The organism is Pseudomonas tehranensis, assembly GCF_014268615.1.
GTDB lineage: Bacteria > Pseudomonadota > Gammaproteobacteria > Pseudomonadales > Pseudomonadaceae > Aquipseudomonas > Aquipseudomonas tehranensis.
The window spans coordinates 1-20,560 of sequence record NZ_JABWQV010000079.1 but is presented as its reverse complement, the minus strand read 5'-3'; the positions used below and the strand labels follow the sequence as shown (position 1 = coordinate 20,560).

19 protein-coding genes and 1 pseudogene are annotated in these 20,560 nt (G+C 60.4%); 13 read left to right on the top strand and 7 right to left on the bottom strand.

Annotation, left to right across the window (positions count from 1 at the left end; translation table 11 throughout):
• Positions 1-34 precede the first annotated feature (34 nt).
• Positions 35-1,114: a tRNA (uridine(54)-C5)-methyltransferase TrmA gene (trmA, locus tag HU811_RS13950; RefSeq protein ID WP_186656451.1), complete on the bottom strand. Its 1,080-nt coding sequence runs from the start codon at positions 1,112-1,114 to the stop codon at positions 35-37.
• Entirely contained in the window at positions 1,111-2,406 is a 1,296-nt protein-coding gene (locus HU811_RS13945) for an NCS2 family permease (protein ID WP_092402327.1), read from the bottom strand. The genes trmA and HU811_RS13945 overlap by 4 nt, the downstream gene beginning before the upstream one ends.
• A gap of 204 nt (positions 2,407-2,610) precedes the next feature.
• Between HU811_RS13945 and HU811_RS13940 the strand changes: the two genes are divergently transcribed.
• The 5 genes from HU811_RS13940 to HU811_RS13920 all read left to right on the top strand — a co-directional run bounded on the left by HU811_RS13940 (position 2,611) and on the right by HU811_RS13920 (position 7,826).
• Positions 2,611-3,066, top strand: coding sequence for a DUF4879 domain-containing protein (locus tag HU811_RS13940; protein ID WP_092459780.1), 456 nt, complete (start codon positions 2,611-2,613; stop codon positions 3,064-3,066).
• A 154-nt stretch (positions 3,067-3,220) separates the two neighbouring features.
• Positions 3,221-3,787 (top strand): DJ-1 family glyoxalase III, encoded by a 567-nt coding sequence (locus tag HU811_RS13935; RefSeq protein WP_186656450.1) that lies wholly within the window; start codon positions 3,221-3,223, stop codon positions 3,785-3,787.
• A 327-nt stretch (positions 3,788-4,114) separates the two neighbouring features.
• Complete coding sequence (locus HU811_RS13930; protein ID WP_186656448.1) at positions 4,115-4,639, top strand: (2Fe-2S)-binding protein; 525 nt, start codon at positions 4,115-4,117, stop codon at positions 4,637-4,639.
• Positions 4,636-5,625 carry an FAD binding domain-containing protein gene (locus tag HU811_RS13925; RefSeq protein ID WP_186656445.1) on the top strand — a complete coding sequence of 330 codons (990 nt, stop codon included), beginning with the start codon at positions 4,636-4,638 and terminating at the stop codon, positions 5,623-5,625. Before HU811_RS13930 ends, HU811_RS13925 begins: the two co-directional genes overlap by 4 nt.
• Positions 5,625-7,826 (top strand): xanthine dehydrogenase family protein molybdopterin-binding subunit, encoded by a 2,202-nt coding sequence (locus HU811_RS13920; RefSeq protein ID WP_186656443.1) that lies wholly within the window; start codon positions 5,625-5,627, stop codon positions 7,824-7,826. Before HU811_RS13925 ends, HU811_RS13920 begins: the two co-directional genes overlap by 1 nt.
• On the opposite strand, the gene HU811_RS13915 is transcribed toward HU811_RS13920, so the two are convergent.
• The gene (locus HU811_RS13915) at positions 7,823-9,061 is read right to left on the bottom strand and encodes an MFS transporter (RefSeq protein WP_092459795.1); all 1,239 of its coding nucleotides are present in this window, start codon (positions 9,059-9,061) and stop codon (positions 7,823-7,825) included. The genes HU811_RS13920 and HU811_RS13915 overlap by 4 nt on opposite strands.
• A 527-nt stretch (positions 9,062-9,588) precedes the next feature.
• On the opposite strand from HU811_RS13915, the gene HU811_RS13910 reads away from it, so the two are divergent.
• The 3 genes from HU811_RS13910 to HU811_RS13900 are packed head-to-tail and all read left to right on the top strand — an operon-like array spanning position 9,589 to position 12,225.
• Positions 9,589-11,028: a cytochrome ubiquinol oxidase subunit I gene (locus HU811_RS13910; RefSeq protein ID WP_092459797.1), complete on the top strand. Its 1,440-nt coding sequence runs from the start codon at positions 9,589-9,591 to the stop codon at positions 11,026-11,028.
• A 3-nt stretch (positions 11,029-11,031) separates the two neighbouring features.
• Positions 11,032-12,039, top strand: a complete 1,008-nt coding sequence (cydB, locus tag HU811_RS13905) for a cytochrome d ubiquinol oxidase subunit II (protein ID WP_092459799.1) — start codon at positions 11,032-11,034, stop codon at positions 12,037-12,039.
• Positions 12,040-12,060: 21 nt separating this feature from the next.
• Positions 12,061-12,225 (top strand): DUF2474 domain-containing protein, encoded by a 165-nt coding sequence (locus HU811_RS13900; protein WP_092402355.1) that lies wholly within the window; start codon positions 12,061-12,063, stop codon positions 12,223-12,225.
• 21 nt (positions 12,226-12,246) lie between these two features.
• On the opposite strand, the gene HU811_RS13895 is transcribed toward HU811_RS13900, so the two are convergent.
• Positions 12,247-13,386 carry a methyltransferase gene (locus tag HU811_RS13895; protein WP_186656441.1) on the bottom strand — a complete coding sequence of 380 codons (1,140 nt, stop codon included), beginning with the start codon at positions 13,384-13,386 and terminating at the stop codon, positions 12,247-12,249.
• Positions 13,387-13,567: 181 nt separating this feature from the next.
• Positions 13,568-14,281 (bottom strand): autoinducer binding domain-containing protein, encoded by a 714-nt coding sequence (locus HU811_RS13890; protein ID WP_186656439.1) that lies wholly within the window; start codon positions 14,279-14,281, stop codon positions 13,568-13,570.
• A gap of 292 nt (positions 14,282-14,573) precedes the next feature.
• Between HU811_RS13890 and HU811_RS13885 the strand changes: the two genes are divergently transcribed.
• Positions 14,574-15,350, top strand: coding sequence for a ferredoxin--NADP reductase (locus HU811_RS13885; RefSeq protein WP_186656437.1), 777 nt, complete (start codon positions 14,574-14,576; stop codon positions 15,348-15,350).
• 56 nt (positions 15,351-15,406) lie between these two features.
• On the opposite strand, the gene mscL is transcribed toward HU811_RS13885, so the two are convergent.
• Positions 15,407-15,820 (bottom strand): large-conductance mechanosensitive channel protein MscL, encoded by a 414-nt coding sequence (gene mscL / locus HU811_RS13880; protein WP_047229580.1) that lies wholly within the window; start codon positions 15,818-15,820, stop codon positions 15,407-15,409.
• 282 nt (positions 15,821-16,102) lie between these two features.
• On the opposite strand from mscL, the gene katB reads away from it, so the two are divergent.
• The 3 genes from katB (at position 16,103) to radA (ending at position 19,755) form a co-directional block, all read left to right on the top strand.
• A complete protein-coding gene (katB, locus tag HU811_RS13875) occupies positions 16,103-17,644 on the top strand; it encodes a catalase KatB (protein ID WP_092459807.1) in 1,542 nt (513 codons plus the stop codon).
• A 148-nt stretch (positions 17,645-17,792) separates the two neighbouring features.
• Positions 17,793-18,344, top strand: coding sequence for an ankyrin repeat domain-containing protein (locus HU811_RS13870; protein WP_437179490.1), 552 nt, complete (start codon positions 17,793-17,795; stop codon positions 18,342-18,344).
• 43 nt (positions 18,345-18,387) lie between these two features.
• Complete coding sequence (radA, locus tag HU811_RS13865) at positions 18,388-19,755, top strand: DNA repair protein RadA (RefSeq protein WP_003185644.1); 1,368 nt, start codon at positions 18,388-18,390, stop codon at positions 19,753-19,755.
• Positions 19,756-19,901: 146 nt separating this feature from the next.
• Here the strand turns inward: radA and HU811_RS13860 are convergent, their stop codons facing one another.
• Complete coding sequence (locus HU811_RS13860) at positions 19,902-20,270, bottom strand: PilZ domain-containing protein (RefSeq protein ID WP_186656435.1); 369 nt, start codon at positions 20,268-20,270, stop codon at positions 19,902-19,904.
• A gap of 160 nt (positions 20,271-20,430) precedes the next feature.
• On the opposite strand from HU811_RS13860, the pseudogene HU811_RS27305 reads away from it, so the two are divergent.
• Positions 20,431-20,560: pseudogene (locus HU811_RS27305) on the top strand (carbon starvation CstA family protein); the annotation flags it as partial.

The following is a 20,560-nucleotide window of genomic DNA, read 5'->3' as shown; positions in this document are numbered from 1 at the left end:
GCGGGAGCAAGCTCCCTCGCCACAGGGGCTGTGCTTACCGCCGAGTCAACAACACCCCGGATTCCATGTGGTGAGTCCAGGGGAATTGATCGAACATCGCGCAGCGGGTGATGCGGTGGGTATCGTGCAGTTGCGCGATGTTGGCGGCGAGGGTTTCGGGGTTGCAGGAGATGTACAGGATATTGTCGAAGCGCCGGGTCAGTTCGCAGGTGTCCGGGTCCATGCCGGCGCGGGGCGGATCGACGAAGACGCTGCCGAATTCGTAGCTCTTGAGATCGATGCCATGCAAGCGACGGAACGGGCGGACTTCGTTCAGGGCCTGGGTCAATTCTTCGGCTGACAGGCGCACCAGGGTCACGTTATCCACAGCGTTCTCGCTGAGGTTGCTCAGCGCGGCGTTCACCGACGTCTTGCTGATCTCGGTCGCCAGCACTTTGCGTACGCGGGTGGCCAGAGGCAGGGTGAAGTTGCCGTTACCGCAGTACAGCTCCAGCAGATCATCACTGCGATCACCCAATGCCTCATAAGCCCAGTTGAGCATCTTCTGGTTCACGGTGCCGTTGGGCTGGGTGAAGGCGCCTTCGGGCTGGCGGTAGCTGAAAGTGCGGCCACCGACGTCGAGTTTCTCCACCACGTAATCATGGCCGATCACTTCCCGTTTGCCCTTGGAGCGACCAATGATGCTCACGCCAAGGTCGTTCGCCAGCTTCGTGGCCGCTGCGTGCCAGTGCTCATCCAGCGGGCGGTGGTAACACAGGGTGATCATCGCATCGCCGGCCAGGGTGGTCAGGAACTCCACCTGGAACAGCTTATGACTCAGCGGCGCGCTGGCTTGCCAGGCGGCCTTGAGTTGCGGCATCAACTGATTGATGCGCAGGCTGGCAATGGGGAATTCCTCGATGAGGATCGGCGTGCGCTTGTCGTCCTGGGAGAACATCGCGTAATGCCGTTCGCCCGCTTCGCGCCACAGGCGGAATTCGGCCCGCAGGCGAAAGTGCTCCAGCGGTGAGTCGAACACCGCAGGCTGCGGTGCATCGAACGGGGCCAGCAGGTCACGCAAGCGGCTGACCTTGTCCTGGAGTTGGGCGGCGTAGGCCTGGGAATCAAAAGTCATGCGTTGAACCAACCCAACTTGATCACGAACAGAATCGACAGGATGACCAGCGCCGGGTTCAGCTCACGGCCACGGCCAGACACCAGTTTGATGGCGGTCCAGGCGATGAAGCCGAAGGCAATGCCGTTGGCGATGGAATAGGTGAACGGCATCGCCAGCGCGGTAATCACCACGGGAGCGGCCACGGTGATGTCGTCCCAGTCGATTTCCGCCAGGCCCGAGGTCATCAGCACGGCGACGAACAACAGGGCTGGCGCGGTGGCGAAGGCCGGGACGCTGGAGGCCAGTGGCGAGAAGAACAGCGCCAGCAGGAACAGGACCGCCACGACGATGGCGGTCAGGCCGGTGCGGCCGCCGGCGCTGACGCCCGCCGCCGATTCGATGTAGCTGGTGGTGGTGGAGGTGCCCAGCAGCGAGCCGGCCATGGCGGCGGTGCTGTCGGCGATCAGCGCCCGGCCCATTTTCGGCATGTGCCCGTCCTTGCCCATCAGTCCGGCGCGCTTGGCGACGCCGATCAGGGTGCCGGAATTGTCGAACAGGTCGACGAACAGGAAGGCGAAAATCACGCTCACCAGACCGATGTCCAGGGCGCCCTTGATGTCCAGTTGCAGGAAGGTCGGGGCCAGCGATGGCGGCATGGACATGATTCCGCCGAACGGGGTGAAGCCCATCAGGATCGAGGCGAGGGTGACCGCCAGGATGCCGATCAGCACCGCTCCGCGCACCTTAAGCGCTTCGAGGCCAACGATCAGGATGAAGCCGAGGGTGGCGAGGATCGGCGCCGGTTGTTTCAAATCACCGAGGCCGACCATGGTTGCCGGGTTTTTCACCACGATGCCGGCATTATTCAGAGCGATCAGCGCCAGGAACAGGCCGATACCGGCGGCGATGGCCGAGCGCAGGGGCAGCGGGATGCTGTTGATGATCCATTCGCGGATGCGAAAGATCGACAGCAGGAAGAACAACACGGCGGAAATGAACACCGCGCCCAGCGCCACTTGCCAGGTATGGCCCATGTGCAGGACCACGGTGTAGGTGAAAAACGCGTTCAGGCCCATGCCCGGCGCGAGGGCGATCGGGTAGTTGGCGATCAACCCCATGGTTGCGGAACCGATGGCCGCCGCCAGGCAGGTGGCGACGAACAACGCTCCCTTGTCCATGCCGGTTTCGCCGAGGATGCTCGGGTTGACGAACAGAATGTAGGCCATGGCCAGGAAGGTCGTGACGCCCGCCAGAATCTCGGTCCGCACGTTGGTGTTGTGTGCCTTGAGTTGAAACAGCCTTTCCAGCATGTCTGCTCCCCGTGGCGCGCCGGGCGCCGTGAATGTATCGACCTCAACAGCAAAGCACAGACCGCCAGGGGCGCTCGGGAATTTTCTGTGGGTCGGAAAAAGCCGCGCATCATACCAGCAGCGTGGCGCAATGGCTGCGATCCTCGTCGATGTTTTGCCGACGCGCCAAGTGGGCCATACTGCGCGCGGTTCCGGGAGGTCTTTATGCATCGTATGAAAAAACACCTGTTGGCCGCATGGGCATGTGCGCTGGGCCTGGGGCTGCATTCGCAGGCCGTCAATGCCGCTTCGGCACCGCCCCTGAGCGAGGTCAAGGTGCTCAAGGTCGAGTCGCCCGCCTGTGGCTTCGAAGACATCGCCCAAGGGCAAGCGCAGACCCGTTGCAATCACAGCGGCCCGAGTATCAAGGTCTATGTGCTGGAGGTGGGTTACGGCCGTCAGCCCCATGTCACGCTGGACGGTTTTGACGTCGATGGCACCCGCTCGCCGGTGTGTGCGTTCAGCAATGGCAACCTGAATGACTGCTCGAACGGGACTCAAACGGTCGGCTATTTGTACATCTTCGATCTGAAGGGCAAGCAGGAAGGTACCTTCAACTTCAGCAACCAGTCGATCAACGCCCCAGGCAACCGGATGTCGACCCAGCTGTACATCAAATGACCCGCCGCCCCTCTGTAGGAGCTGTCGAGCGAAGCGAGGCTGCGATCTTTCCCCCGGCGCTTGAACCCCCAGCTAAAGGTCAAAAGATCGCTCGAACCCGGCCCGAGCCTTCGGCAACTCCTACACTACAAGCATCACCCAGCGGAGAGCGCCCATGATTCCTGGAACCAAGATCCCCCGAGCCCTGATTGCCGTCGCCGAAGGTGTCGACGATTTGCAGACCGTCACATTGATCGATGTGCTGCGCCGGGCTCAGGTCGAAGTGGTGGTGGCGAGTATCGAGGGGCGGCGGATGCTGACCTGCGCCCGCGGCACGCGCCTGACCGCCGACGGCATGCTGGTGGACTTGTTGGCGCAGGGCTTTGACTTGATCGTCCTGCCCGGCGGCATCATCGGCGCCCAACACCTGGCGGCCCATCAGCCACTGCAACAACTGATCAAGGACCAGGCCACAGCCGGACGTTTCTTCGCCGCCATCGCCGAAGCCCCGGCCCTTGCCTTGCAAGCGTTCGGCGTACTGCGCCAGCGCCGCATGACTTGCCTGCCCGCCGTGAGCCAGCAACTGTCCGGTTGCAATTTTGTCGATCAGCCGGTGGTGGTGGACGGCAACTGCATCACCGCCCAAGGCTCGGCCGCCGCGCTGGCGTTTGCCTTGACGCTGGTGGAGCAACTCAGCGGCAAGGGCGTGAGGGGTGTGGTGGCGGCGGAGTTGCTGGCCTGAAACGCTTCAAGCCGGCAGCGGTCTGTGGCAAGGGCGCTTGCTCCCGCCAACATCAATGCAAGCTGACCTACCGCTATCGCGAGCAGGCTCGCTCCCACAGGAGTTTATGATGGATGCAGGATCTATGATCACCCGAAAGCCAATGTGGGAGCGAGCCTGCTCGCGATGGCGTCAGCACATTCAACCTCAATACAAGCTGACCCACTGAAGGCGCTGGCTTCCAGCATCAATCATTTGCCTTGAACGCTCACCTCACCCCGAAGTCGTACCCCTTATGACGGCGGTTTGCGAAAACGCCGCGAGTGTACGACCAACCGTGAGGTGTTTATGAGCGCGACCTTGTCCGAAACGACACAGGCGTCCTTCGTCCGCCATCCGATCCGCCTGACGCTCAATGGCCAGGCACGCGAACTGCAAGTGCTGCCCTGGACCACGCTGCTGGACCTGCTGCGTGAGCAACTGGATTTGGTGGGCAGCAAGAAAGGCTGCGACCACGGCCAATGTGGCGCCTGTACGGTGCTGCGCGACGGCAAGCGGATCAACGCCTGCCTGACGCTGGCGGTGATGTGCGACGGCGCTGAGCTGACCACCATCGAGGGGTTGGCCAGCGCTGATCAGCTGCATCCCATGCAGCAGGCTTTCATCAAGCACGACGCCTTCCAGTGCGGTTACTGCACGCCTGGGCAGATCTGCTCTGCGGTGGGATTGGCCAACGAAGGTCGGGCACAGACTAAGGGGCAGATCAGTGAACTGATGAGCGGCAATCTCTGCCGGTGCGGCGCCTACAACAACATCCGTGACGCTATCGAAGAGGCATTGCCGCTCTGCCAGCAGCAGGGAGGTGATCAATGAACCCTTTCCACTACAGCAAGCCCGACACCGTGCAGGCCGCTGTCGACTTGTCGAGCCCGGTTTCACGCTTCATTGCCGGTGGCACCAACCTGCTGGACCTGATGAAAGAAAACCTCACCCGCCCCGAGCACCTGATCGACATTACCGGGCTGCCCTTGGCCGACCTCAGTGAAACCCCTTCCGGCGGGGTGATGATCGGCGCGTTGGTGAGCAATGCTGACCTGGCTTGGCATCCCTGGATCCAGCGCCGCTACCCGCTGCTCTCCCAGGCCATCCTGGCGGGCGCCTCGCCGCAGTTGCGCAACATGGCCAGCACCGGCGGTAACCTCCTGCAACGCACCCGTTGTTATTACTTCTATGACGCCAACGTGCCATGCAACAAGCGGCGCCCCGGCAGCGGTTGCCCGGCTCGGGACGGCTTGAATCGTATGCACGCGATATTCGGCGCCAGTGATCAATGTGTCGCCACGCACCCCTCTGACATGTGCGTGGCGCTGGCTGCCCTGGAGGCCGTGGTGCATGTTGTCGGTCGGGGCGGGGCACGGACCATCGAGTTCGCTGACTTTCACCGTCTGCCCGGCGATGCCCCGGAACGGGACAACCAACTGGCCGATGATGAACTGATCACCGCTATTGAGTTGCCTGCCGCCGGTTTCGCTGAACACAGCCATTACTTGAAAATTCGCGATCGGGCGTCCTACGCTTTTGCGCTGGTTTCGGTGGCGGCGGCGCTGGAGCTGGACGGACCGGTGATCCGCCAGGCGCGCCTGGCCCTGGGGGGCGTTGCCCACAAACCCTGGCGCGACCGGGCCGTGGAGAGTTGGCTGAGCGGCCAGACCGTCAGCCGCGAAACCTTCACTGCTGCCGCTGACGCGCTGTTGCAAAGCGCCGAGCCGCTGGAACATAACGGCTTCAAGGTCAGACTGGCGCGCCGTGCGGTGGTCCGCGCCTTGAGCGATGCCGCACTGGTGGGAGGACAAGCCTGATGAATGCTTCGAGCAAATCCATAGGGCAACCCCTTGACCGGGTCGATGGCCTGCTCAAGATCACCGGCCAGGCCCGATATGCTGGCGAATACCCCGAGGACGGTTTGTTGCACGGCAGCGTCGTCTCCGGCAGCATCGCCCGTGGCCGCGTGCGGCGCATCGATGCCAGCCGAGCGTTGACGTTGCCCGGAGTGGTCACGGTGATCGACCACACCAACCGCCCCAGGATCGCCAGCGACGACGAGCCTTACCAAGACGCCGATGCGGCAGAGGGTTCGCCGTTCCGACCGCTGTATAACGATCAGGTCCTCTACAGCGGCCAGCCATTGGCCTTGGTGATCGCTGAAAATCTCGAGCTGGCCCGCTACGCCGGTTCGCTTATTGAAATCGAATATGAAGCCCAGGACCATCAGACCGATCTGGCCATCCTGCAAAACGAAGCCCATCCGGCTCCTGCAGAATTGCCCAAGCCCCGTGGGAATTTTCAGGGCGAGTACGCCAGTTCGGCCCTCAGTGTGGACGTGTCCTACAGCACACCGATCGAACACCACAACCCGATGGAGCCTCATGCCTCCACCGTGCTGTATCAGCCTGACGGCAGCCTGCACATCCACGACAAGACCCAAGGTACGCAAAACTGCCAGGCCTATGTGCAAAAGGTCTTCGGGCTTGAGAAAGACCAGGTGCGAGTGTTTGCCGCCTATGTGGGCGGCGCCTTCGGTTCCGGGCTGCGGCCACAGTACCAACTGCCCCTGGCGGTGATGGCGGCGCTGGCGCTCAAGCGCTCGGTGCGGGTCAGCCTGACGCGTCAGCAGATGTTTACGTTTGGCTATCGGCCACGGACCTTGCAGCGCGTGCAACTGGGGGCCGCCGCCAACGGGCGACTGTTGGCGGTGGCGCATACGGCCATCGGCCAAACCTCACGCTTTGAGGATTTCACCGAACATGTCGTGGAGTGGAGCGGCATGCTCTATCACTGCGACAACGTTGAATTGACCTACAAACTGGTGCCGCTGGACGTCTATACGCCGCTGGACATGCGCGCCCCCGGCGCTGCCCTGGGACTGATCGGTCTGGAGTGCGCCATGGATGAACTGGCCTGTGCCCTGGCGATCGACCCGATCCAGCTGCGGTTGCTCAACTATGCCGAGCGTAACGAGAACGAAGGCAAACCCTATTCCAGCAAGGAGTTGCGTGAATGCTATGCCCAAGGTGCCCGTCGTTTCGGCTGGGACAAGCGCAACCCGGAACCGCGCAGCATGCGTGAAGGTCGGCAGTTGGTCGGTTGGGGCATGGCGGGCGGTGTGTGGGAGGCCATGCAGCAGAAGGCCAGCGCTCGGGCCTCGCTGGATGCCAACGGCCAGTTGACCGTCAGCAGCGCCACCACTGACATTGGTACCGGCACCTACACAGTCATGACCCAGATCGCTGCCCAAGCGTCAGGGATTTCCTTGGAAAACGTCACCTTTATCCTCGGTGATTCGTCGCTGCCGACTGCGCCGCTGCAGGGCGGTTCGTTCACCGTCTCGTCGGTGGGCACCGCCGTGCAGCAGGCCTGTGAAGCCCTGAACGAAAAACTCCTGGCTGTAGCGCGGCAGACCTGCCCGGCCTTTGCTGGCGCGACCCTTGAACAAGTGACGTTTGCCGACGGTCAGCTACGTTTGGGCGAGGCCTGTGTCTCGTTGGCAGAGCTGGCGCAAAAAAGCGGCGAGACACCCTTGCAGGTTCAGGTCACTGCCGAGCCGGAGGAAAAACGCCAAGCCTACGCCACGGCCACGCATTCGGCGGTGTTTGTCGAAGTGCTGGTGGATGAGGACTTGGGCACGGTGAAGGTCAATCGGGTGGTCAGCGCCATCGCCGCCGGACGGGTGATCAACCCGAAAACCGCGCGCAGTCAGATCCTCGGCGGCGTGGTTTGGGGCGTCGGTATGGCCTTGCACGAAGAAACCTTGACTGACCATGCCTTGGGCCGGCACATGAATCACAGCCTGGCGGAATACCATGTGCCGGTGAACGCCGACATCGGCGACATTGACGTGGTTTTTGTCGACGAGCACGACGAGATCGTCAATGCCCTCGGCTCCAAGGGCGTCGGTGAGATCGGCATTGTCGGTGTGGCGGCGGCCGTGGCCAATGCGATTTATCACGCCACCGGCAAACGGGTCCGGGACTTTCCCATCACGCTGGATAAATTGCTTTAGGTTTTCGCAGCTTCCACCGGTTCGTGCATCCGGTCACGGTTGGCCAGGGTCGGGAACAGTTTGATCCAGACCCCGGTCACCAGCAGCGTGCCGACACCGCCCATGACCACCGCCGGCACGGTGCCGAACCAATGGGCGGTCAGGCCGGACTCGAACTCGCCCAACTGGTTCGAGGCGCCAATGAACAGTCCGTTCACGGCGCTGACCCGGCCGCGCATTTCGTCCGGTGTTTCCAACTGCACGAAGGAGGCGCGGATCACCATGCTGATCATGTCCGCCGCGCCCAGCACCACCAATACCGCCAGGGAAAACCAGAACGAAGTGGAGAGGCCGAAGGCAATGGTGGCGACGCCGAACACGCCCACGGCGGTGAACATCACCCGACCGACCTTGCGCTCCACGGCAAACCGCGCCAGCCATAACGACATCAGCAAGGCCCCCACCGCTGGAGCCGAGCGCAGCAGGCCCAGGCCCCAAGGGCCGGTCAGCAGAATATCCTTGGCGAACACCGGCAAGAGCGCCGTCGCACCGCCCAGCAGGACCGCGAACAGGTCCAGGGAAATCGCCCCGAGAATGTCCGGGCGGCTGCGGATGAAGCGAATCCCGGCCAGCAACGAATCCATGGTTGCCTTGCCTTTGTTCAGTGGCGTCTGGCGGGCGGGCAGGTTGAGCATCAGGCAGCAGGCGATGACGTAGAGCAACACGGTCGGCCCGTAGACCCAGACGCTGCCAAAGGCATAGAGCAGACCGCCCAGGGCCGGGGCGACGATGGTCGCGGACTGCTGGGCCGACTGCGCGGCGGCGACGGCGCGGGGAAACAGCGCGGCCGGCACGATGCTCGGCAGCAGCGCCTGGGTGGTGGGCATCTCAAAGGAGCGGGCGGCGCCAAGCAGGAAGGCGAGGATGAAGATCATCTCCCGCGTGACGTTATCAGTGGCGCTGCCGATGACCAGCGCCAGGGCAATCATTGCCTGCAACGACTGGCAGATCGCCGCGACCTTGCGACGATCATAGCGGTCGGCCACATGCCCGGTGTGCAGCATGAACAGCACACGCGGAGCAAACTCCACCAACCCTACAAGACCCAGGTCCAATACGTTGCCGGTCAGTTGATAGAGATTCCAGCCGATGGCCACCGTGAGCATCTGGAAACCACTGGCGGTGAAGATACGGGCCAGCCAGAAGGCGATGAAGGGGCGATGGTGGCGGAGCAGCAATGGCGCTTGGCTGGGCATCTATGACGGGTCCGGTGATGAGGGCATCGAGATTATCACCGAGTTGTAACCGGAGGTTGCGGTTGCCGGAAAAATAGTTAGCCAAGCATCGATTTAGATCGAGATGCAATTTTTGTGGCGAGGGAATTATCCCTGTGTGGGAGCAAGGCTTGCCCGCGATGAGGGCGACGCGGTCGTTCAGATATCGGAGGTGACTGTTTCGCGAGCAAGCTTTGCTCCCACAGAGCGGGGATAAATCCCCTCGCCACAAGAGACTTCACCGATGCCCACAGCTCTATCGCGCACTGAGACAACCTGTCACGCGACAAAAGACCACGCCGTCCATCGGCGATAATGCGACTACTCTTTGAACATTGCTTGATCCAGGTCAATACCCTCCGGGGCCTTGGGCTGGCGGCCATCCGGCCATGTTCCTGCGTTGTGACGGTTTAAAAAAAGAACGATTTGAAAAGCGTCGCACTCCATATCCCTGGAGGTTGCGACGCAAGCCCCGCCCGCAGCCGGTTTTACCTGACAGAGGAAGACTTATGTTCGGTTTGGAGGCGCTCGATCTCGCCCGAATCCAATTCGCGTTCACCATCTCGTTCCATATCCTGTTCCCGGCCATCACCATCGGCCTGGCGAGTTACCTGGCGGTACTCGAGGGCTTGTGGCTCAAGACCCGCGACGACACCTACCGCGACCTGTACCACTTCTGGTCGAAGATCTTCGCCGTCAACTTCGGCATGGGGGTGGTATCCGGGTTGGTCATGGCCTATCAGTTCGGCACCAACTGGAGTCGTTTCTCTGATTTTGCCGGCGCGGTCACCGGGCCGCTGCTGACTTACGAGGTGCTCACGGCGTTCTTCCTCGAGGCAGGGTTTCTGGGGGTGATGCTGTTCGGGTGGAATCGCGTCGGTCGTGGTCTGCATTTCTTTTCCACAGTCATGGTAGCGATCGGCACGCTCATCTCGACGTTCTGGATCCTGTCCTCCAACAGCTGGATGCAGACTCCCCAGGGCTACGAAATCATCGATGGCCGGGTCATTCCGGTGGACTGGTTGGCGGTGGTGTTCAACCCCTCGTTCCCTTATCGCCTGTTGCACATGTCCACGGCAGCGTTTGTCGCCACGGCGTTTTTCGTCGGTTCGTCGGCGGCCTGGCACTTGTTGCGCGGTCGCGACACCCCGGCCATTCGCCGCATGCTGTCGATGGCGATGTGGATGGCCTTGCTGGTAGCGCCGATACAGGCGGTCATCGGCGACTTCCATGGGCTCAATACCCTCAAGCATCAACCGGCCAAGATCGCCGCCATCGAAGGGCACTGGGAGAACGTCGGCAATGAGCCGACCCCGCTGATTCTGTTCGGCTGGCCAGACATGCAAGCCGAAAAAACCAGGTTCGCCGTGGAGATCCCGTATCTGGGTAGCCTGATCCTGACCCACAGCCTGGACAAGCAGGTGCCGGCCCTCAAGGAGTTCCCGCCTGAAGACCGACCGAATTCGACCATCGTATTCTGGTCGTTCCGGGTCATGGTGGGCCTGGGCCTGCTGATGATTTTCACCGGTCTGTGCAGTCTCTGGTTGCGCCGCAATGACCGGCTCTACCAATCGCGACCGTTCCTTCACATGGTGTTGTGGATGGGCCCGTCCGGGCTTATCGCGATCCTGGCAGGCTGGTTCACCACTGAAATCGGTCGCCAGCCCTGGGTGGTCTACGGCCTGATGCGCACCGCCGATGCTTCGTCCGGCCACAGCTTTGCGCAGATGAGTATCACGCTTGTGCTGTTCGTCGTGGTGTATTTCGCGCTGTTCGGTGCGGGGCTGAGCTACATGCTGCGCCTGGTGCGCAAAGGACCGGAAGCCCATGAAGACGAGCCGGCCGATGGTGGCCCTGGTCAGAAGCGTACCCCGGCCCGTCCATTGTCCGCCGCCGATGATGGCGACGACGAAGCGGACCATAACGACAGCTCGCACAAGGGGAATTGAGTCATGGGTATTGATCTTCCGCTGATCTGGGCCGTGGTCATCATCTTCGGCATCATGATGTACGTGATCATGGATGGCTTTGATCTGGGGATCGGCATTCTCTTCCCCTTCGTCAAGGGCGAGCGTGATCGTGACGTGATGATGAACACCGTGGCGCCCGTCTGGGACGGTAACGAAACCTGGCTGGTGCTGGGCGGCGCGGGCCTGTTCGGAGCGTTCCCGTTGGCTTATTCGGTGGTGCTTTCGGCGCTGTACCTGCCGCTGATCCTGATGCTCATCGGGCTGATTTTTCGCGGCGTGGCCTTTGAGTTTCGCTTCAAGGCCAAGGCTGACAAGCGCCATCTGTGGGACAAGGCGTTCATCGGCGGTTCCCTGACGGCCACCTTTTTCCAGGGCGTGGCGCTGGGAGCGTTCATCGATGGGTTCGAAGTGGTCGATCGCCAGTTCGCCGGCGGCTCCCTGGACTGGTTCACACCGTTCACCGTCTTCTGTGGCCTGGCCTTGATCGTCGCCTACGCCTTGCTCGGCTGCACCTGGCTGATCATGAAAACCGAAGGCAAGTTGCAGGAGCAGATGCATGACCTGGCCAGGCCGCTGGCGTTCGGGGTACTGGCGGTGATCGGTATCGTCAGTATCTGGACCCCGCTGGCCCACGCCGATATCGCGGCGCGCTGGTTTACCCTGCCGAATCTGTTCTGGTTCCTGCCGGTGCCGATCCTGGTGCTGGTGACCATGTACGGGTTGTTTCGCGCCGTCGCCCGCAACGCCAACTACACGCCGTTCCTTCTGACGCTGGCGCTGATCTTTCTCGGTTACAGCGGTCTGGGCATCAGCTTGTGGCCGAACATCGTGCCGCCATCCATCTCCATCTGGGACGCGGCGTCACCGCCACAGAGCCAGGGGTTCATGCTGGTCGGGACGCTGTTCATCATTCCTTTGATTCTGGTGTACACCTTCTGGAGCTACTACGTGTTCCGGGGCAAGGTGACCCATGACGACGGCTACCATTGATTGACCTGCGAGGCATTGAAAATGGCCAAGCCTGATTTGAAAGACATCGAAGCGGCTGAAAAGAAGCCGCTCTGGCAGCGGCTTGGCTGGCTGGCGCTGATCTGGGCCGGCAGTGTGCTGGCGCTGTTTATTGTCGCCAGCCTGATGCGGATGTTCATGAGCGCCGCAGGGCTGACCACCCACTGACACTCCCGGGGCAGGGTCAAATTATTTGCGGGCCTTGAGGATGACGAATTTCGGGGTCGCGGCCACTTGTTCGACACCCCGGAACAACCGCGCCAGTTTGCTGTGGTAGCCCAGGTGCCGATTGCCGACGATGTACAGCGCGCCGCCGACCACCAGTGCTTCGCGCGCCTGCTGAAACATCCGCCAGGCCAGGAAGTCGCCCACCACCTGCTGTTGGTGGAAGGGAGGATTACACAGCACGACATCCAATGACTGCGCCTCTTGCCCGGCCAGACCGTCCCCGGCCCGTATTGTCATCTCACGCTCGCCCAGGGCGGCGCGCCAGTTCTCGGCGGCCGACTGTACGGCCATGTACGATTCATCCACCAGGGTGTAGTGGGCCTCGGGATTCTGCAGGGCGCTGGCGATTGCCAGTACACCGTTGCCGCACCCCAGGTCCGCGACGCGGGCGGTGCCCAGGCTCTTTGGCAGATGCGGCAGAAATGCCCGGGTGCCGATGTCCAGGCCTTCGCGACAGAACACGTTGGCGTGGTTAAGCAATTCGATCTTCGGTTCTTCCAGCCAGTAGCGCGTGGGGTAGGGGGATGCTGCCGGTACTCGGGTTTGTGGCCGGAGCGCTTCTGGCGTGGCGATCAACAAGCGAGCTTTTTTCACGGCCAGCGAGGCCTGCACCGGGCCCACGTAACGTTCCAGCAGGTCACCGGCGGCTCGAGGCAGATGCTTGACCATCGCAGCAGCAATCACCTGGGCGCCGGGGGCCAATTGGCCTTGCAGGCGAATCAACTGTTCTTCCAGCAGGGCCAGGGTTTTCGGCACTTTGATCAGGACGCGGTCGAAAGGCCCGGTCAACGGTTCACTGGCCGGCAACGTCGGCACTGCATCGAAGGGCAGGCCGTTGCGCACCAGGTTTTTCTCCAGCGCATGCAAGGCCAGGTACGAGTCGCTGCTGCTGATGACTTCAACCTTGCCGGCAAGGCTCGCCGCCAGGGCACCAAAGCTGTCATTGAGGACCAGGACCCGGGTAGCGGCGAGCGGTTGTTGCTCGGCCAGATACGCGAGCAGGTATTCGTCGGCCGCGTCGAAGGCTTGCAGCGGCTCGTTCTGCTGTTCGGGTTGGCGGATCAGGTCAAGTTGGGCGAAGGGACTGTCGAGCAAGGGCATGGCTGGGACTCTGGAGATCAACGAATGTCCCGCTGCCCCGGGGCAGGTGTCTCAGCGGGACCGCCTGAATGAACTGCGTCGCGTGCGAGAAGCGTCATCATTCAAGTGGAGCCGTAAATGGTACGTTTTTTTGCCAGGCATTACTCGCGGGTTTTTCAGGTGGGTAAGCGCGTCGCACGGTTCAGATCACATGGATGTGGGCCGCCTTGGCTACCGCTGAGATTTTGTTGTTGACGTTGAGCTTTCGCATGCAACTGCACACATGGAAGTTCACGGTGCGCTCGGAGAGGCAGAGGATTCTGCCCACTTCCGAAGCCGTCTTGCCTTCGGCCGACCACCTCAGTACTTCGATCTCTCTGGGTGATAAATGACACTTTTGTGTAGTCGCGGCAGCGTCAGCCAGTTTTTTGCTGGCCAGCGCATGCAGTCTTTGACTGGCGAAAATGGCATAGCCGAGATTTGCGTAGTGCTCGTCGATATCGATGGGGCAATGAGTCCGAGCCAAGCTGAAAAGGCTGCAATGTGCCCCCTGTTCATCATGAACGGCCTGGGTCCAGCCATACTTGAGTCCCTGTCGATTAAGTTCTCGCCACAACTTGGGGGCCTGAGCAAAAACAGTCTCATCCCACAAGATAGGGAGCGGTGATTGATTGCAATGTGCTACTAGTGGGTCGTTCGACGCATAGCCGTTCTGTTCATAAAGTCTGTCCCATCCATAAGGGTAGTTATTCAGGTTTACCTTGTTGGTATGCTTGTCCGGGCTTCCGAGATAGGCTGAGAATGCACAATATTCAAATCCCTGATTGTTAAAGAAATTCAGGACTAGACGATAGGCCGTCTGTAAGTCCTTTTCACAGGATAACTTCCTCAACAGCAAGTCCTTCCACTTGTCCATCGCTCTCTCCTGGGTTGAGTTCGTCCATGCGGATCCAATCCATGATGCGAATTTTTAGTGTAGGACTATTCTTAATTTTCAGTGAGATTTTTTTTGTTTACTTAACAGTTTGAAATGTTTAAGACATAAACTTATCGAGTTTGATTTTACAGTAGATATGGCTTTGTATAAGTCTGGTAGAAGATATGTTCGGCGCCGGGGGAGATAGTGGCTAAAGTGCCACTACTCGTTGTCAGTGGTGAAGGGCCTCACTTTGCGGGACACTGTAAGTCTTGTCCCCTTGGAGTGGCTCATGACCGACAGCTCAGAGAAGTTCACCCGTCAAACCTTGCTCGATGTGCAGCCAGTGGCACCTCATTTGTTTACGTTGCGCACCACACGGGATCGCGGTTTTCGTTTTCGGGCGGGCCAGTTCGCCCGGCTGGGGGTTGCCAAAGCGGATGGCACCCTCGTTTGGCGGGCATATTCCATGGTGTCTTCGCCGTTCGATGAATTCCTCGAATTTTTTTCCATCGTGGTACCGGACGGCGAGTTCACCAGCGAACTGAGTCGGCTGCAGCCAGGCGACAGCCTGCTGGTGGATCGCCAGGCCTTTGGTTATCTGACGCTGGATCGTTTCGTTGACGGGCGCGATTTGTGGTTGCTGTCTACGGGAACGGGCGTCGCACCGTTTCTTTCGATTCTCCAGGATTTCGAGGCATGGGAAAAATTCGAGAGGATCATTCTGGTGTACAGCGTTCGCGAGGCACGCGAGCTGGCGTATCAGGAGCTGATCAAAGGGTTGACCCAACGTGACTACCTGGCCGGCTACGCCCATAAGTTTCGTTTCATCGCCACCGTCACCCGTGAGCAGCATCCCGGTGCGCTCAGCGGACGAATCACGACACTGATCGAAAATGGCGAGTTGGAAAGGGCGGCTGACATCGAGCTGACGCCGCAACACTCACGGGTGATGTTGTGCGGCAATCCGCAGATGATTGATGACACGCGCAAGCTGCTCAAGGCCAGAGGCCTGCATCTGAGTCTCAGCCGTCGGCCAGGTCAGGTGGCCGTGGAAAACTATTGGTAGAAAAGGCGCCTGTGGCGTGGAGACAAAAAACCACGCCACAGGCGGCGAGGTGTGAGTCAGGGCCTCTCGTTCTGGGCCTTGAGCAGGTCGCGAATTTCGCTCAGCAACAGTTCTTCCTTGGTGGGAACCGGTGGAGCGCTGGGGGCAACGGCTTCTTCGCGCTTGAGGCGGTTGATGGCCTTGACGCCCATGAAAATGGCAAACGCCACAATGATGAAATCAATGGTGCTTTGAATGAATTTGCCATAGGCCAATACCACCGCAGGCGCATCGCCTTGTGCCGCCTTGAGGGTGATGGCCAGGTCGCTGAAGTCCACCCCGCCAATCAAAAGGCCGATCGGAGGCATGATGACATCGCCCACGAATGACGAAACGATTTTGCCGAAAGCAGCGCCAATGATGATCCCGACGGCCATGTCGACGACATTGCCTTTGACCGCGAAGGCCTTGAACTCGTTAATCACGCCCATGAGTTGTTCCTTGTGACAGATGAAGTGGATGGTGGCAGTGTAAATCAGCCCAACGCGTCCTGCTCGAAACGCCTGCTTACAAACCTCCAGTTATCGACTCGGGTCTGGGCGAAAAGTTTACAAAGTGCCATCAATCGCGCGTGATACGTGGTCCCGAGCCGATTCCCTATAAGGATTTTTCTATCGGATCGGTGCGGCATTTCTATTTAGGTTTTTCTTTTGCCGGCACTAGCCTCTGCAAGGCGCACATGGATGCGCTCTATAACATCAGAGGAAACGCCTATGAACATTTCCCTTGGCGGCGGGACTTTCCCCCATCGCCGTGCCTTGTTTGTGCTCACCGCCAGCCTGTTGTCCTTGTCCGTCAATGCGGCCACCCTGACCCGCGATAACGGTGCGGCCGTGGGCGACAACCAGAACTCGCAAACAGCCGGTCCTAACGGGCCGACCTTGTTGCAAGACGTGCAACTGATCCAGAAACTCCAGCGCTTCGACCGCGAGCGCATCCCCGAGCGTGTGGTGCATGCACGAGGAACCGGTGCCCATGGCACATTTACAGTCACCGATGACCTCAGTGATCTGACCAAGGCCAAAGTCTTCGCCGCTGGCCAGGCCACGCCTGTGTTCGTGCGTTTTTCTGCCGTCGTACACGGCAACCACTCACCGGAAACCCTGCGTGATCCCCGTGGTTTTGCCACCAAGTTCTACACGGCCGAGGGTAACTGGGATCTGGTGGGTAACAACTTCCCGACCTTCTTCATTCGCGATGCCATCAAGTTTCCAGACATGGTCCATGCTTTCAAACCCGACCCTCGGACCAACTTGGATGATGACGCCCGCCGTTTCGATTTCTTTTCTCACGTGCCCGAAGCAACGCGCACGCTGACCGAGTTGTATTCCAATTCCGGCACGCCGGCCAGTTATCGTGAAATGGACGGTAACGGTGTGCATGCCTACAAGTTGGTGAATGCAAAGGGTGAAGTTCACTACGTCAAGTTTCATTGGAAAAGTTTGCAGGGCCTGAAAAATCTCGATCCGAAAGAAGTTGTGAAAGTTCAGGGGCAAGATTACAGCCATATGACTAACGATCTGGTGAGTCATATTAATAAGGGCGACTTCCCGAAATGGGACTTGTACGTTCAGGTGCTGAACCCGCAGGACCTTTCCACGTTTGATTTCGATCCCCTTGACGCGACCAAAATCTGGCCGGGTGTGCCTGAACGCAAAGTCGGGCAAATGGTTTTGGACCGTAACCCGGCGAATGTTTTCCAGGAAACCGAGCAGGTGGCGATGGCGCCGGCCAATCTTGTTCCGGGTATTGAGCCTTCGGAAGATCGGCTGTTGCAGGGGCGGGTGTTCTCCTATGCCGATACGCAAATGTATCGAGTGGGGCCCAACGCGCTTCAGTTGCCCATCAATGCACCGAAGGTGGCGGTCAACAATGGCAACCAGGACGGCGCGATGAATTCGGGCAGTACCAGCACCGGCGTGAATTATCAGCCGAGCCGCCTGATGCCTCGCCAGGAACAGCCAATGGCACGCTACAGCCAGACCGCGCTGACTGGCAGTACCCAGCAGGCGAAGATTCAGCGTGAGCAGAACTTCAAGCAAGCCGGTGATCTGTACCGCTCGTTCAACCAGAAGGAGCGCAATGACCTGATCGAAAGTTTCGGCGGGTCGTTGGCGACCACTGATGATGAGAGCAAGCACATCATCCTGTCGTTCCTCTACAAGGCTGACCCTGAATACGGTACGGGCGTGGCCCGTGTCGCCAAAGGCGATCTGGTCCGGGTCAAGGCGCTGGCGGAAAAACTCAGCGATTGATCCACAGCCTGGCACGTGCATAACCGGTGGGAGCAAAGCTTGCTCGCGAAGCAGGCGCTGCGGTCTGAAGCTAGACCGAGTTGTCTGCATTGCGGGCAAGCCATGCTCCCGCAACCCTGCATCTACAGTCTTACGCCAAGGAGACGTCATGCTGCGTAACTTCCTGTTTTCGATGCTCGCAATCTGGTCGTTGAGCGTGTGGGCCGATCAACCCGTGCCTACTGACTCGGAGGCTGTACAAGAACAATTGCAGAATTATTACTTTGACGCCGCCCGACGCGGCGATGTGCCGATTCTCGAGACCTTTATCGAGGCCGGTTACGCGCTCGACACCCAGGATGAAAAGGGCTACACCGCCCTGATCCTCGCGGCTTATCACGGCCATCGCCCGGCGGTGGAGCGGCTGCTGGCCGCCGGCGCCGATGCCTGCGCCCAAGATAAACGCGGCAACACGGCGCTGATGGGCGCCATCTTCAAGGGCGAAGTGCAGATTGCGCGTCGTTTGTTGTCCACCGATTGCAGCCCGGATCAGCGCAACGGCGCCGGACAGACCGCTGCGATGTACGCCGGCCTGTTCAAGCGCGTCGAGTTGCTCGACGCCTTGGCGGCCAAAGGGGCGGACCTGCAGGCCCAGGATCCGTTGGGCAATACCGCGGCGAACCTGGCCAACGGTGAAATCAGAATGCCGGCCCCGCGCTGACCCCAGCGTGGGCTATCATCGCGGTTTTTATCCCGGAGTTCAGATGGCCAAGGCAAAGCGCATGTATGGCTGCACCGAGTGCGGCTCGACCTTTCCCAAATGGGCCGGCCAGTGCAGTGAGTGCGGTGCCTGGAACACCTTGACCGAAACCATGGTGGAAAGTGGCGGTGCCGCAGCCCCCACCGGTCGCACGGGGTGGGCCGGTCAGCAGGCGCAAATCAAGACCCTGGCCGAAGTCAGCGTCGAGGAAATTCCACGGTTTTCCACCGCGTCCGGCGAGCTGGACCGCGTGTTGGGCGGCGGTCTGGTGGACGGTTCGGTCGTGCTGATTGGCGGGGACCCGGGCATCGGTAAGTCCACCATCCTGCTGCAAACCTTGTGCAACCTGGCCACGCGCATGCCGGCGCTGTACGTCACTGGCGAGGAATCCCAGCAGCAAGTCGCCATGCGCGCCCGGCGTCTGGGGCTGCCCCAGGATCAACTGCGGGTCATGACCGAGACGTGCATCGAAACCATCATTGCCACAGCCCGCCTGGAAAAACCCAAGGTCATGGTGATCGACTCGATCCAGACGATTTTCACCGAACAACTGCAATCGGCGCCGGGCGGCGTGTCCCAGGTGCGTGAAAGCGCGGCGTTGCTGGTGCGGTACGCCAAGCAGAGTGGCACGGCGATTTTCCTGGTGGGGCACGTCACCAAGGAAGGCGCGCTGGCAGGCCCGCGGGTGCTGGAGCACATGGTTGATACCGTGTTGTATTTCGAGGGCGAATCCGACGGTCGCCTACGGTTGTTACGGGCAGTGAAGAATCGCTTTGGTGCCGTCAACGAGCTGGGTGTGTTCGGCATGACCGACAGAGGTTTGAAAGAAGTCTCGAATCCTTCGGCGATTTTTCTCACGCGCGCCCAGGAAGAAGTGCCGGGCAGCGTGGTCATGGCGACCTGGGAAGGCACCCGGCCGATGCTGGTGGAGGTGCAGGCGCTGGTGGATGACAGCCATTTGGCGAACCCGCGTCGAGTCACCTTGGGGCTGGATCAGAATCGGCTCGCCATGCTGCTGGCCGTCCTGCATCGACACGGTGGCATTCCTACCCACGATCAGGATGTTTTCCTCAACGTAGTGGGCGGGGTCAAAGTGCTGGAAACCGCGTCTGACCTGGCGTTGATGGCGGCGGTCATGTCCAGCTTGCGCAATCGACCGCTGCCCCATGATCTGCTGGTGTTCGGTGAAGTGGGGCTGTCGGGGGAAGTCCGGCCGGTGCCCAGTGGGCAGGAGCGACTCAAGGAAGCCGCCAAGCACGGTTTCAAACGCGCCATCGTGCCCAAGGGCAACGCGCCGAAGGAAGCACCGCCGGGGTTGCAGATCATTGCCGTCACCCGCCTGGAACAGGCGCTGGATGCGTTGTTCGAATAACGCTGGCAATTGTGAAAGGGGTTTTATGTGGGAGCAAAGCTTGCTCGCGATGCAGACGACTCGATTTTGAAGGACCGCATCGCTACCATCGCGGGCAAGCCTTGCTCCCACATCGATACTCTCGCCACAGAGGACCCGCGGCATATTTAAATATGAATCAACGCCGCCAGCTCCCGCTCCAGCTCAGCCTGGTCGGCGAGATTCAACTCCACCAGCCGGCGCAGATGGGCGATGGAGTCCAAGTCGATATGCTCGCAGACAAAGCCCAGGTGACCGTGGTCGTCGTGGGTTAACCGAACCTCCATCCGCACTTCCACCTCATTGCTCAGATGAATGTCAGCGACGAAAGTCTCTGCGGGATTGCCAAGCCAGGGCTCGGGCTTTTTAATCAGCAGGCCCTTGAGGGACAGGTCCAGCAGTTCGACCGGCCAAGTCAGTTTTTCCGCACCCTCGCCCTGACTCAACTCGGTCCGGGCATGGAACTCGATTCGTACGAAGCGGCGGCGTTCGCTCATTACGTCTTCCTTTCTGGAGATTGATTGACTATAGACCCAACTGGCGCGCCGTCGTCACCGTTGGGCTGGTGGCAGACGAATGTCGGGGGGTGGCCTTTGTTCTCGTTAGCGCTAAACTCCGATGGCTGTCTTTCTTGTCCACCCTGGCCGGAATATAAAAATGACAAATAATAATAGCCTGCTGCGCCACATACCCTGGCTACTGCTGGCCGTCTTGGGAGCGAGCGCCCTGGGCGTCGTGGCATTGCGTCGGGGGGAGGCGATCAACGCCCTCTGGATCGTCGTCGCAG

Excerpts from the sequence above, each read along its gene's own strand:
- trmA (WP_186656451.1), bottom strand. The coding sequence starts at position 1,114 with ATGACTTTTGATTCCCAGGCCTACGCCGCCCAACTCCAGGACAAGGTC.
- HU811_RS13920 (WP_186656443.1), top strand. The coding sequence starts at position 5,625 with ATGAATGCTTCGAGCAAATCCATAGGGCAACCCCTTGACCGGGTCGAT.
- HU811_RS13925 (WP_186656445.1), top strand. The coding sequence starts at position 4,636 with ATGAACCCTTTCCACTACAGCAAGCCCGACACCGTGCAGGCCGCTGTC.
- HU811_RS13940 (WP_092459780.1), top strand. The coding sequence starts at position 2,611 with ATGCATCGTATGAAAAAACACCTGTTGGCCGCATGGGCATGTGCGCTG.
- HU811_RS13910 (WP_092459797.1), top strand. The coding sequence starts at position 9,589 with ATGTTCGGTTTGGAGGCGCTCGATCTCGCCCGAATCCAATTCGCGTTC.
- HU811_RS13945 (WP_092402327.1), bottom strand. The coding sequence starts at position 2,406 with ATGCTGGAAAGGCTGTTTCAACTCAAGGCACACAACACCAACGTGCGG.
- katB (WP_092459807.1), top strand. The coding sequence starts at position 16,103 with ATGAACATTTCCCTTGGCGGCGGGACTTTCCCCCATCGCCGTGCCTTG.
- mscL (WP_047229580.1), bottom strand. The coding sequence starts at position 15,820 with ATGGGCGTGATTAACGAGTTCAAGGCCTTCGCGGTCAAAGGCAATGTC.
- HU811_RS13895 (WP_186656441.1), bottom strand. The coding sequence starts at position 13,386 with ATGCCCTTGCTCGACAGTCCCTTCGCCCAACTTGACCTGATCCGCCAA.
- HU811_RS13890 (WP_186656439.1), bottom strand. The coding sequence starts at position 14,281 with ATGGACAAGTGGAAGGACTTGCTGTTGAGGAAGTTATCCTGTGAAAAG.
- cydB (WP_092459799.1), top strand. The coding sequence starts at position 11,032 with ATGGGTATTGATCTTCCGCTGATCTGGGCCGTGGTCATCATCTTCGGC.
- radA (WP_003185644.1), top strand. The coding sequence starts at position 18,388 with ATGGCCAAGGCAAAGCGCATGTATGGCTGCACCGAGTGCGGCTCGACC.
- HU811_RS13870 (WP_437179490.1), top strand. The coding sequence starts at position 17,793 with ATGCTGCGTAACTTCCTGTTTTCGATGCTCGCAATCTGGTCGTTGAGC.
- HU811_RS13860 (WP_186656435.1), bottom strand. The coding sequence starts at position 20,270 with ATGAGCGAACGCCGCCGCTTCGTACGAATCGAGTTCCATGCCCGGACC.
- HU811_RS13935 (WP_186656450.1), top strand. The coding sequence starts at position 3,221 with ATGATTCCTGGAACCAAGATCCCCCGAGCCCTGATTGCCGTCGCCGAA.
- HU811_RS13885 (WP_186656437.1), top strand. The coding sequence starts at position 14,574 with ATGACCGACAGCTCAGAGAAGTTCACCCGTCAAACCTTGCTCGATGTG.
- HU811_RS13900 (WP_092402355.1), top strand. The coding sequence starts at position 12,061 with ATGGCCAAGCCTGATTTGAAAGACATCGAAGCGGCTGAAAAGAAGCCG.
- HU811_RS13915 (WP_092459795.1), bottom strand. The coding sequence starts at position 9,061 with ATGCCCAGCCAAGCGCCATTGCTGCTCCGCCACCATCGCCCCTTCATC.
- HU811_RS13930 (WP_186656448.1), top strand. The coding sequence starts at position 4,115 with ATGAGCGCGACCTTGTCCGAAACGACACAGGCGTCCTTCGTCCGCCAT.